Source organism: Vibrio sp. 2033 (assembly GCF_033339735.1).
The window spans coordinates 82,201-93,819 of the sequence record NZ_JAWOVC010000010.1 but is presented as its reverse complement, the minus strand read 5'-3'; the positions used below and the strand labels follow the sequence as shown (position 1 = coordinate 93,819).

Genomic DNA, 11,619 nt, shown 5'->3' with positions numbered 1-11,619 from the left:
GATGGTCGGTATTGTTCATGTAAATCTCCGATAGCGCTGCCATTATTGGCAGCGCAAGTATAGTAGCAAAGTTCATCAGGTATGGAAGTTTTACTTTGCCGTTTTTGCTATATTTTCATACAAAAAAAGCGCCCTTCGGACGCTTTCATTTGCAGTCATTATGAATTACTGAATAGTAATACGAGCAAATTTACGTTTGCCTACTTGGAACACATAAGTACCCGCTTCTGGAGCAAATTTGCTGTCCGCAATTTTTTCACCATCAATCTTCACAGCGCCCTGCTTAACCATGCGCATCGCATCTGACGATGATGGACATAAGCCTGCTTCTTTCAACAGATTACTCACTGGGCGACCTGCGTCAAAGTCAAACTCTGGCATTTCATCAGGAATTTGGTTCTTCGCAAAACGGTTTACGAACTCTTGCTCTGCTGCATCGGCATCGGCTTCACTGTGGAAACGAGCAATAATTTCTTTTGCTAGCAATACTTTGATGTCACGAGGGTTTTTGCCCGCTTCTACATCAGCTTTGAATTGAGCAATCTCTTCCAGAGGACGGAAAGAGAGCAGCTCGTAGTAGCTCCACATTAGGTCATCAGAAATAGACATGGTTTTACCAAACATTTCGCTTGGCGCTTCGCTGATACCGATGTAGTTGTTTGCTGACTTAGACATCTTCTTCTCGCCATCAAGGCCCACTAGAAGCGGCATCATCAGTACAACCTGAGGTTTTTGACCGTGAGACTTTTGCAGTTCACGACCCATTAGAAGGTTGAACTTCTGGTCTGTACCACCTAATTCAACATCCGTTTCCATTGCTACTGAGTCCCAACCTTGTAGAAGTGGGTACATGAACTCATGAATAGCAATTGGCTGACCACCCGCGTAACGCTTTTTAAAGTCGTCACGCTCTAGCATACGAGCAACGGTTTGGTTTGCCGCAAGGCGAATCATACCTTCTGCGCCCAGTTCAGACAGCCACTCAGAGTTAAACTGAATTTTAGTCTTTGCAGGATCGAGAATTTTGAACACTTGCTCTTTGTACGTTTCAGCGTTACGCAATACGTCTTCACGACTTAGCGGTGGACGAGTTGTGTTTTTACCTGTTGGGTCACCAACCATTGCAGTGAAGTCACCGATTAGGAACGTCACTTCATGACCTAGTTCTTGGAACAAGCGAAGCTTATTGAAAATAACCGTATGGCCTAGGTGAATGTCAGGTGCTGTTGGATCAGCGCCCAATTTAATACGTAGAGGACGGTCTTCTTTTAGTTTTGCGATTAGCTCTTCTTCTGGAATCAGCTCTTCAACACCGCGCTTAATCTCGGCTAGTGCAGCTTCAATGCTCGCCATTCTTGTTCACTCCCACAGATTTGGCAAAAATATAATAGCTGAACATATTACTTGAATAGCGATGCATTTTGAAACACGTTAGACTAGGTAGTTGTCACTTTTTCCGTTTAATTTAGCAATCAAGTACCTCATGCATTCGATTTTTGTCCGACTTCCACTCTTGCACAAAGTATTGATCGGTTTTTTTAGTGCGCTGATTATCTTCGCGCTCTTCTTTTTACCTGATCCGCAAGACCTAGACCCGCAGCAGAGCCGATTAAAAGTTGGTCAACATTATCCTGTGCCAGTTTCCCTCGAACTCAGTGCACTAAATAGTTCATCGCCTGCGGTTCCCGCCGTGCTGCGCTGGGAGACATACAAGGTAAAAAATGGCGAGAGTGCTGCCATCTTATTTAGTCGCGTCGGGCTTTCTGCTCGTCTATTACATGAACTGGTGTCATCAGACAAAGAAGTGGAAAAACAGTTAACTCGGCTTCGACCTGGTGACCGATTGCAATTTGGTTTTGACGAAAATAACGACTTGGTGCAGCTAAGAAGAACACTAAGCGCGTTCGAGACTTTTCGTATCACATTAAAAGACGGCAAGTACGTTTCTGAAGTTGATAAAAAAGAAGTCGACTTCCAGTACAACTACGCTGAAGCCACCATCAAATCAAACTTTTGGAATGCAGGAATATCTTCTGGATTAAATGGTAACCAAATCATGGAACTGGCTGGCATATTTGGTTGGGACATCGACTTTGCTTTAGATATTCGTAAAAACGACAGCTTCCGAGTACTTTACCAAGAGGAAGTGGTAGAAGGTGAAGTAATCGGCCGTGGAAAAATCATTGCTGCGATCTTTAAAAACCAAGGCGATACCTTTACCGCAATATTGGATCAGAAAAGTGGCAAGTATTACGACGAAAATGGGCGTGCAATGAAAAAAGCATTCTTACGCGCGCCGTTGGACTTCCGTCGAGTTTCGTCTAATTTCAACCCACGCCGCTTACATCCAGTGACGGGACGCGTTCGTCCTCATAGAGGCACGGACTATGCGGCACCAGTGGGCACCCCGATTTGGGCGGCTGGTGATGGCGTTGTTCAAAAATCGTCTTACAACAAATTTAATGGTAACTACGTTTTCATTAAACATAGCAATACTTACATTACCAAGTACCTGCACTTAACCAAACGTACTGTACGAGCTGGTCAACGCGTTAAGCAAGGCCAAACCATTGGTACGCTTGGCGGAACTGGCCGTGTAACTGGCCCTCACCTGCACTATGAGTTCCTTGTGAATGGTGTCCATAAAAACCCGCGCACGGTGAATTTGCCACAATCTAAATCCCTGACAGGCAAAGCGAGACAAACTTTCATGGCAAACGCGAAAATTAGCATGGACAAGCTTGAACGCTACAGCAAACTGCTAGCAATGAAGTAAGCCAGGTATTGAAAAGGGCAGCGAAGCTGCCCTTTTTGTTTTGTCGATATCATCACGATAAAGCTTACTGTTCGGAGTGATGCTCTCTCCCGAGCATAAGCAAACACGGTGTCAGAACTAACGTTAGCAAAGTCGCAAACGCCAAACCACCCGCGACAGCGGTCGCAAGCTGAGACCACCATTGAGTGCTTGGTGCGCCAAACTCCACTTTCTGATTAACTAAGTCGATGTTCATTTCTAACACCATTGGCAATAAGCCTAATATGGTGGTCACCGTCGTAAGTAAAACGGGTCTTAAACGCTGCACACCCGTACGCAAAATAGCCTCAGATTTTTCTAAACCACGTTTACGCATCTGATTATAAGTATCGATTAAAACAATATTATTGTTTACCACGATACCAGCCAACGCAATCACTCCAATTCCCGACATAATGATGCCAAATGGCTTTTGGAAAATAAGTAACCCGGCGAAGACACCAACGGTAGAAAACAGCACTGCACTAAGGATTAAGAAAGCTTGATAAAAGCTATTAAACTGCGTAATTAAAATCAAAGCCATCACACCAAGCGCGACAATAAAAGCATTTTGCAAGAATGCTGATGAGTTTTCCTGCTCTTCATTTTGACCCCGAATCTTATATTCAATGCCTTCCGGTAAGTCGAGCTGTTCCATTCCAGCGGCAATCTTAGGTAACTCAAGCGCCAAATTGTAACCTTCCACCATATCCGCTTTAATATTGATAACTCGATGACCGTCGACCCGACGAATAGTGTCTTGCTTATGATCTGGTTTGATTTGAGCAAAATTCGTAATCGGTACCAGACCAGCTGCCGTTTTCACTCTCAGTTGATCAAATCGACCTATGTCGCGCTTATCTTGCGGATAGCGCACCAAAATATCGACTTCTTCATCCGCATCATCGGGCAAATAATCGCCTATTTTCAAGCCGTTCGTAACAAACTGGACGGTATTCCCGACTAAAGTAGCATCCGCTGCAAAGCGAGAGGCGTCATCTCGCTGGATATCAATTTGCCAATCAATCCCTTCCTTATTAGTGGTATCACTCAAGTTGGTCAGTGCAGGATTACCATCAGCCCAATGTCGTACTTTTTTGGCTGCTTCATCTAACGCACTAACACTCAAATTTCGTGATGACACTTCAATCACGAGATCATGCTCGACAGGCGGTCCTGCGTCCGGGAATTTATACTCAAGTTCAACACCATAAAAGCGGTCTGTCGTCTCTTTTAGTTCCTCAATAATGGTTTTCACTTTGCGTCGATACTGCCAATCCACAGGCGTTATTTGAATCTGGCCAATCTCGTCCCCATTATCGCTCGATCCTGTGCGCGTGTAGACACTTTCAAACTCGTCATGACCGAGCATCACCTTCTCGATTTCGCGCATAACAACATCTTTTTCGTGAATAGACAGGTCACCATAAGAACGAACTTTAACGGTAAAAAAGGCAGGGTCCACCTCAGGGAAAAACTCTGCACCCAAGCCAGCTTTGTTGTAAGTGAAGCCGACACCTGCCGCTAGCAGTATCGCGCTGAGTAAGACTTTCCATGGATGACGAATCGCTACCGACAGAGTCTGGTAATAAAGCTTGGTAATGCCTGTCGCTTTTTCAAAGTTGCCGTTATGCAGCTCAACCATTTCTCGCTGAGCTTTCTGATTGACGACTTGAGGCTTGCCAATGATCCCGCCGATGACAGGAACGAACAATAAAGCCATCATCAGCGAAGCGGCCAAAGTAGCAATTAAAGTAAGTGGTAAGTACTTCATGAACTCACCAGTAATGTCTGGCCAGAAAAGTAACGGAGCAAACGCAGCCAATGTGGTTGCTGTGGATGCGGTAATAGGCCAGGCCATTCGCTTTGCTGCATCTCGATAGGCTTCTTTACGTGGCGTTCCTTCTTGCATGCGCCGATCTGCAAACTCTGTCACCACAATGGCACCATCCACCAACATGCCTACTGCCATAATTAAAGCAAACAGTACGACGATATTGACCGTCAGCCCAAATACCGATAACACCAACAACCCAGTCAAGAACGATCCTGGAATAGAAATCCCCACGAGAAGCGCGGTCCTAACCCCCAATATGGCAATAATGACGATAACTACGAGGATAATTGCGGATAAGATATTGTTTTGTAGATCACTGAGCATCAATTTGACATCGTCGGATTGATCCCAAGTGTATTTAACTTGCAAATTGTCGGGCCACTCGGCACGCTTCTGTCCCTGAGCCAGTACTTCTTTTACCAGCTCAACCGTTTCAATAATGTTTTCCCCTGCCCGTTTTTTTACATCCAAAACGATGGCAGATTCGCCATCTAAACGAGCAAAACTTTCAGGATCGCGAAATGCACGTCGTACTGTCGCCACATCGCCAAAAGTGATCACCTCTTTGCCATTCACCTTGATCGGTAGTTCAAGCACATCTTTCAGTGAATCAAAAACCGATGGGACTTTTACCGAAAAGCGTCCATACCCAGTATCGACAAACCCCGCTGCCACAACTCGGTTATTCAAGGCAATTAAATTATAGATATCCGCTTGATCGAGACCGTAGCTTTCCATCAATAGCGGATCGACAACTATCTCCACGATGTCTTCGCGATCTCCTGCGATTTCAACCTCAAGAACCTGACGGAAACTTTCCAAACGATCACGTAACGTTCTGGCAATCTGAACAATGGTTCGCTCTGGTACGGTGCCATAGAGCACAACGGTCAAAACAGGCTCTTCAGATGCAAACGTGACTTCGTTTACCGTCGGCTCATCACTGTCCTCTGGTAACTTTGGCTTCGCAAGATCAACCGCATCACGCACATCTGCCATCGCTTTATCAAGATCCACTCCGACACTAAATTCCAGCGTCACCGAAGCATGACCTTCTGATGCCACAGAGGTCATCTCTTTTACGCCTTCAATAGAACGCAGCTCTTGCTCTATTGGACGAACCAATAAACGCTCGGCATCGACAGGAGAAATACCTTGATGTCCAACAGAAACATAAATGATCGGAATGGTAATATCAGGGCTCGATTCCTTGGGGATAGTGACGTAAGTAATGACACCGGCAATTAAGATCATCACCAGTAATGTCAGCATGGTGCGAGCGCGGGATAACGCAGCATCAATCAGAGTGTACATAAGTGCTCCTTACTGCTCACTAGCCGCTTCAACAACTACGTCATCAACTTTATTGGCCAGTACTTGATCACCATCTCGCACAAAACCTTGTCCCAGCACGATAATATCTGCACGCTCTCCTAACCCAGAGAGCCACACACCATCATCCTCGGCCTTAACGAGTTGAATTGGAACAAACTCAACATACTCATTACGCAGTGTCTTGACACCTAAGTTACCTTCTTCATCTAGTGCTAACATGGCAGCCGTAATCTTTACTGCCAACACTTCACTCAAAGGCAGCTGTACTTCTGCGCTCATACCGGCAGGAATTCTTGCGTCTTGATTATCAATTTCGATTTCAATTGGAAATGTATTAGTAGAAGCAGAAGAAACACGTCCAATGTAGCGCACACGACCTTGATGATGCTGTTGGTTAATGGTTCTTACGTCGGCTTCTAGGCCTTCCTTAAGGTATTGTATATGCCGTTCACTGACATCGGCTTCAATCACTAAAGTATCCAAATCAATGACCGTCGCAATAGGATCGCCAATCCCGACAAAATCACCTAACTCAACAAAGTGGTGATCTACGATGCCATCAAATGGCGCTTTAACCTCAGTATTTCTTAAAGCCGTTTGCACGTTACTCAAATTCGCACGTGCATCTACCAACGCTGCTTGCGCTGTCGCAAATGCAACCTCACCTTGCAGTCCACGACTTTTTAGCGATTTAGCTGCATTAAACTCTTTCTCTTTAACCAACAGCATCGCCTGGGCCCGTTTAAGTTGAATGCCAAGGTCGCGCTTATCGATGTTTGCGATCACTTGTCCCTGTTTGACCGCTTGGCCTTTCTTTATGTTAAGACTGACTATTTTACCGGCAACTTCGGCGCCAAGACGCGCTTGACGATTGGGCGCTGTTCGTCCATACAATTCAATGGTTTTACTGGTAGGTTCGGCAAGAAAAGTATCAAACATCACCTTTGCAAGTGGTGTCGTGTTCGTGGATGTTGAAGAGTTAGGATGATCATATTGTGCTTTGAGTTGGCCGATGGTTAGCCATGCAACAAGAAGTAAGACGAGGATAAGAGATACTAGCCAAGGGCGCTCGACAATTCGGCGTCCAAAAGAAAGTCCAGACATATAAAGTCCTTTTTATTATTTCTCTGCATATCTGCGAGCGTGCGCTTTACGTGACATCCTTCTACATAAAGCACAGGCAGCCATTAGCTGCCTGTTAGGTGTTAATTACACACTGAACGATGCACCACAACCACATGTTGTCGTTGCATTTGGATTATTTACGAAGAAGCGCGCTCCTTCCAACCCTTCTGTGTAGTCAACAATACCGCCAACGAGATATTGCAGACTCATAGGGTCTACAACCAGTGTTACACCACTGTTTACGATTGTCGTATCGCCTTCGTTTACATTTTCATCAAAAGTAAAGCCGTATTGGAAGCCGCTGCAGCCGCCGCCAGTAATGTATACGCGCAGTTTCAATGCTGGGTTTTCTTCTTCAGCAATCAATGCTTTAACGCGAGATGCTGCTGCGTCAGAAAAAGATAATGGTACGTTTACTTCGCTCACGAAGACCTCTCTCACTCGTGTAATGCGTCAAGCCTGAAGCAAGACGTCAAATTTGTGCTAATTGAGACGATTATCCAATACCTGACAAACTCGTTCAAGTATTCGCCGCCGATTCTTTATAACAGATGCGGATATATAAGATTACACTGCGAAACAACACATAAATTAAGCAAAACGTTTCTAACTTGATTATAGCTAGGTACAATGCGCTCCACTTGGTCCGAGCAATCAAAAGAGGATAACCCCATGACCAAATCATCAGAGCTGTATCAAAAAGCTCAGCAAACCATCCCTGGCGGTGTCAATTCACCAGTTCGTGCATTCAACGGCGTTGGCGGCTCTCCGCTATTTATCGAACGAGCAGACGGTCCACTGATTTTTGATGCCGATGGTAAAGCGTATATTGATTACGTTGGCTCTTGGGGTCCAATGATTCTTGGCCACAACCACGCGGTTATCCGCGAAGCAGTAATTGATGCAGCGCAACGCGGTCTTAGCTTCGGTGCGCCAACAGAGCTTGAAATCGCGATGGCAGAATTAGTTTCTGAGCTTGTTCCATCAATGGAGCAAATCCGCATGGTAAGTTCTGGTACTGAAGCTACTATGAGCGCGATTCGCCTTGCACGTGGCTTCACCGGTCGCGACAAGATCATGAAATTTGAAGGTTGTTACCACGGCCACGCTGACAGCTTGCTAGTAAAAGCAGGTTCTGGAGCACTAACTCTAGGCCAACCAAGCTCTCCTGGCGTTCCTGCAGATTTTGCTAAGCACACGCTAACAGCAACATTCAACGACCTAGATTCTGTACGCGAGCTATTTGCTGCTAACAAAGGCGAAATTGCTTGTATCATCGTTGAGCCAGTAGCAGGCAACATGAACTGTATTCCACCAGTGGAAGGCTTCCACGAAGGGCTACGTGAAATCTGTGATCAAGAAGGCGCGCTACTAATTTTTGATGAAGTAATGACAGGCTTCCGTGTTGCTCTAGGCGGCGCGCAAGCACACTACAACATCAAACCCGACCTAACGACACTGGGTAAAGTGATTGGTGGCGGTATGCCAGTAGGTGCTTTCGGTGGCCGTAAAGAAGTGATGCAATACGTTGCACCTACAGGCCCAGTTTACCAAGCTGGTACCCTTTCCGGTAACCCTGTCGCAATGGCAGCAGGCTACGCATGTTTGAACCTTCTAAAAGAAGAAGGCAACGAAAAGCGCCTAGCTTCTAAAACGAAACAACTTGCTGAAGGCTTTAAGTCTCTAGCAGAAAAACACGGTATTCCGCTAGTTGTTAACCAAGTGGGCGGTATGTTCGGCTTCTTCTTCACTGACCAAGAAAAAGTAACTTGCTACGAAGACGTAACGAAGTGCGATGTAGAACGCTTCAAGCGTTTCTTCCACTTAATGCTAAAACACGGTGTCTACCTTGCGCCATCTGCGTTTGAAGCGAGCTTTACTTCACTCGCTCATGGTTCAAAAGAGATTGATGCCACACTAGAAGCTGCTGACCGCTGTTTTGCTGTTCTTGCAGAAGAAGCGAAATAATCGCTAAAAACGGCGATAACGCATTTAGAAAAGGACCGTAACGGTCCTTTTTTATTGCCAATTCAAAATAACCAATATCGCTAATACCCCAACGACAATGCCAAACCACGGTATTCGCTTAGCTTTTTTCTCGGTTTGACACTTTTTATCACCGTTGCAACAACCCATAGCTCATCTCTTGATTGATAACCGACTGATTTGTAGTCATTATAGCAAGGTACATCGCCCTGCTCTAATTCGGCATTGTCATAAGCTTGAAAGAGTTAAGAGTGCAAAGTAATAAAGGTTACACGCCATCATTGAAGGCATAAACCGTAAACGTCACCTGTAAGTTGGACTAATACCATGCCAAATAATGTAAAAATAACGTCGAGTCACCGAGTACTAATGGTTGCTTTACTCGCCGCTGCTTTTGCTTGCTACTTATTGGTTGAGCCATATATCAATTCCATTGTGATGGCTTTTATCATTTCTTTGCTCATGTTTCCGATACACGAATGGTTTGAGCAGAAAATTCCCAAGCACCCCAATATGGCGGCACTGCTGTCATGTGTCGTCTTGACGTTTATTATTGTTATCCCGCTTTTATTTGTGTTTGCCGCCATTGTTCAGCAAGGCTCTGTTTTCTCACAAAATACATATAATTGGGTTACCAATGGTGGTATCCAAGATATATTCCAACATCCTTTCGTTATCAAAGGCTTAGCGATTGTTAATGAGTACTTACCTTTTGATAAAATCGAGCCCAAAGCCATTGCTGAGAAAATTGGGCAATTTGCCACATCGTTTGGCTCTAACTTAGTCGCTATCAGCGCAAAGATTTTAGGAGACGCAACCAACTTCCTAATGAACTTCTTCTTAATGCTGTTTGTGCTGTTTTTTCTGCTTCGTGACCACGACAAAATTATCTCTGCGATTCGTCATATCCTGCCACTCTCACGTAGCCAAGAAGACCGCATATTGACAGAGATAGAGCAAGTTTCTAAATCAGCCGTAATGGGCTCATTCATGACAGCGATTGCTCAAGGTCTGGCTGGCGGTATCGGTATGTGGCTAGCAGGCTTCCCTGGGTTATTTTGGGGAACGATGATGGGCTTTGCATCATTCATTCCAGTGGTAGGAACCGCGCTAATCTGGATTCCTGCAGCAGCGTACTTGTTCTTAACAGGCGATATGACTTGGGCTATCTTCTTGACGGTGTGGAGTGTAGTTATCGTTGGCTCTATAGATAACCTATTACGTCCGTTGCTAATGCAAGGCAGCGCCGGCATGAATACCCTTATGATTTTCTTCTCATTACTGGGTGGTCTGCATCTGTTTGGTTTGATTGGTCTTATCTACGGGCCACTTATTTTTGCCGTGACCATGGTACTGTTTAATATCTACGAGGAAGAATTCAAAGACTTCCTTAACCAACAAGACAACAGCTAGTCACCGCTTAATCACTTCAAGCTTGGGGCAGATTGTGCGAAAATCTGCCCCAAATTATTTCTGATGAACCAAATTTATGTCTGCTTATATCGCTCCTAGCCAAATAGCTCAGCGCCAACTTGAATACTTCAACGGAAAACACGTTTTAGTCGCTGGTGAAGTTGAAGACCTATTTCCTCTTGAGTTAGTGGCTCATTGTGAGTCTGTTGAAGTGTTTACTTCCAACTATAGCTACTACCGCCAAATTCAAACCTCTGACAAGGTGAAAAGTCATTTTGGCTCTGTGTTTGATGTTGAAACAAAAGCAGACATGGTCCTTTTATACTGGCCAAAAGCAAAAGCTGAAGCAGAATACTTGCTGGCGATGTTGATGGCGAAACTGGGCATTAACACCGAAATCGTCATCGTTGGTGAAAACCGCTCCGGCATCAAGAGCATCGAGAAGATGTTCCAAGAATACGGCCCTGTGAACAAGTACGACTCTGCTCGTCGCTGCTCATTTTACTGGGGTAATTGCCTCAATGAACCAAAACCTTTCAACCAAGCAGATTGGTTTAAGTCTTACACTGTTACACTCGGTGAGCAGTCGCTAGCGGTTAAGAGCCTACCTGGCGTATTCAGCCATGGCGAGTTCGACTTAGGTAGCCGATTGCTGCTTGAAACCTTACCTAAGCTGTCGGGCAAAGTGCTCGACTTTGGTTGTGGTGCAGGTGTGCTCGGTGCGTTTATGGCGAAAGCGAATCCAGAGATCGCGATTGAGATGTGTGACATTAATGCTTATGCGATCACTTCTAGCCAAGCCACATTAGAAGCGAATGGTTTATCCGGACGCGTATTTGCATCAGATATATACTCGGATACCGCAAAAGACTACCGCTTTATTATCAGCAACCCGCCATTCCACAGTGGTCTAGACACAAATTACAACGCAGCGGAAACCTTGTTGGGTCAGGCACCACAATATTTAACCAAAGACGGCGAAATGGTGATTGTCGCGAATAGCTTCTTAAAATACCCACCAATTATCGAGCGGGCGTTTAATAATTGCGAGACGCTAAATAAGACCAATAAATTTTCTATCTACTACGCGAAAAAATCATAACTTCCCCCCGCGCAGGCACAAACCTGC

At 45.2% G+C, this 11,619-nt stretch carries 8 protein-coding genes; 4 read left to right on the top strand and 4 right to left on the bottom strand.

Annotation, left to right across the window (positions count from 1 at the left end; genetic code table 11):
* Positions 1–165 precede the first annotated feature (165 nt).
* A complete protein-coding gene (gene tyrS, locus R7P74_RS14370; RefSeq protein ID WP_318122929.1) occupies positions 166–1,353 on the bottom strand; it encodes a tyrosine--tRNA ligase in 1,188 nt (395 codons plus the stop codon).
* Positions 1,354–1,483: 130 nt separating this feature from the next.
* Here tyrS and R7P74_RS14365 point away from each other — a divergent pair, with 130 nt between their 5' ends.
* Entirely contained in the window at positions 1,484–2,776 is a 1,293-nt protein-coding gene (locus tag R7P74_RS14365) for a peptidoglycan DD-metalloendopeptidase family protein (RefSeq protein WP_005386530.1), read from the top strand.
* Positions 2,777–2,840: 64 nt separating this feature from the next.
* Here R7P74_RS14365 and vmeK read toward each other — a convergent pair whose 3' ends face one another.
* From vmeK to erpA, 3 genes are all read right to left on the bottom strand, one after another.
* Entirely contained in the window at positions 2,841–5,945 is a 3,105-nt protein-coding gene (gene vmeK / locus R7P74_RS14360) for a multidrug efflux RND transporter permease subunit VmeK (protein ID WP_005380029.1), read from the bottom strand.
* Between the two features lie 9 nt (positions 5,946–5,954).
* Positions 5,955–7,070 (bottom strand): efflux RND transporter periplasmic adaptor subunit, encoded by a 1,116-nt coding sequence (locus R7P74_RS14355; protein ID WP_318122928.1) that lies wholly within the window; start codon positions 7,068–7,070, stop codon positions 5,955–5,957.
* Between the two features lie 105 nt (positions 7,071–7,175).
* A complete protein-coding gene (gene erpA, locus R7P74_RS14350; RefSeq protein WP_005380031.1) occupies positions 7,176–7,517 on the bottom strand; it encodes an iron-sulfur cluster insertion protein ErpA in 342 nt (113 codons plus the stop codon).
* Between the two features lie 246 nt (positions 7,518–7,763).
* Between erpA and hemL the strand changes: the two genes are divergently transcribed.
* The 3 genes from hemL to rsmC all read left to right on the top strand — a co-directional run bounded on the left by hemL (position 7,764) and on the right by rsmC (position 11,592).
* A complete protein-coding gene (gene hemL / locus R7P74_RS14345) occupies positions 7,764–9,059 on the top strand; it encodes a glutamate-1-semialdehyde 2,1-aminomutase (protein ID WP_005380032.1) in 1,296 nt (431 codons plus the stop codon).
* A 345-nt stretch (positions 9,060–9,404) separates the two neighbouring features.
* A complete protein-coding gene (locus tag R7P74_RS14340; RefSeq protein ID WP_031779035.1) occupies positions 9,405–10,490 on the top strand; it encodes an AI-2E family transporter in 1,086 nt (361 codons plus the stop codon).
* A 76-nt stretch (positions 10,491–10,566) separates the two neighbouring features.
* Positions 10,567–11,592: a 16S rRNA (guanine(1207)-N(2))-methyltransferase RsmC gene (rsmC, locus tag R7P74_RS14335; protein WP_025768200.1), complete on the top strand. Its 1,026-nt coding sequence runs from the start codon at positions 10,567–10,569 to the stop codon at positions 11,590–11,592.
* The last annotated feature ends 27 nt before the right edge of the window (positions 11,593–11,619 follow it).

What these genes read in the sequence shown, in the direction of transcription:
- tyrS (WP_318122929.1), bottom strand. Translation starts at nt 1,353, where the DNA reads ATGGCGAGCATTGAAGCTGCACTAGCCGAGATTAAGCGCGGTGTTGAA.
- R7P74_RS14365 (WP_005386530.1), top strand. Translation starts at nt 1,484, where the DNA reads ATGCATTCGATTTTTGTCCGACTTCCACTCTTGCACAAAGTATTGATC.
- vmeK (WP_005380029.1), bottom strand. Translation starts at nt 5,945, where the DNA reads ATGTACACTCTGATTGATGCTGCGTTATCCCGCGCTCGCACCATGCTG.
- R7P74_RS14355 (WP_318122928.1), bottom strand. Translation starts at nt 7,070, where the DNA reads ATGTCTGGACTTTCTTTTGGACGCCGAATTGTCGAGCGCCCTTGGCTA.
- hemL (WP_005380032.1), top strand. Translation starts at nt 7,764, where the DNA reads ATGACCAAATCATCAGAGCTGTATCAAAAAGCTCAGCAAACCATCCCT.
- R7P74_RS14340 (WP_031779035.1), top strand. Translation starts at nt 9,405, where the DNA reads ATGCCAAATAATGTAAAAATAACGTCGAGTCACCGAGTACTAATGGTT.
- rsmC (WP_025768200.1), top strand. Translation starts at nt 10,567, where the DNA reads ATGTCTGCTTATATCGCTCCTAGCCAAATAGCTCAGCGCCAACTTGAA.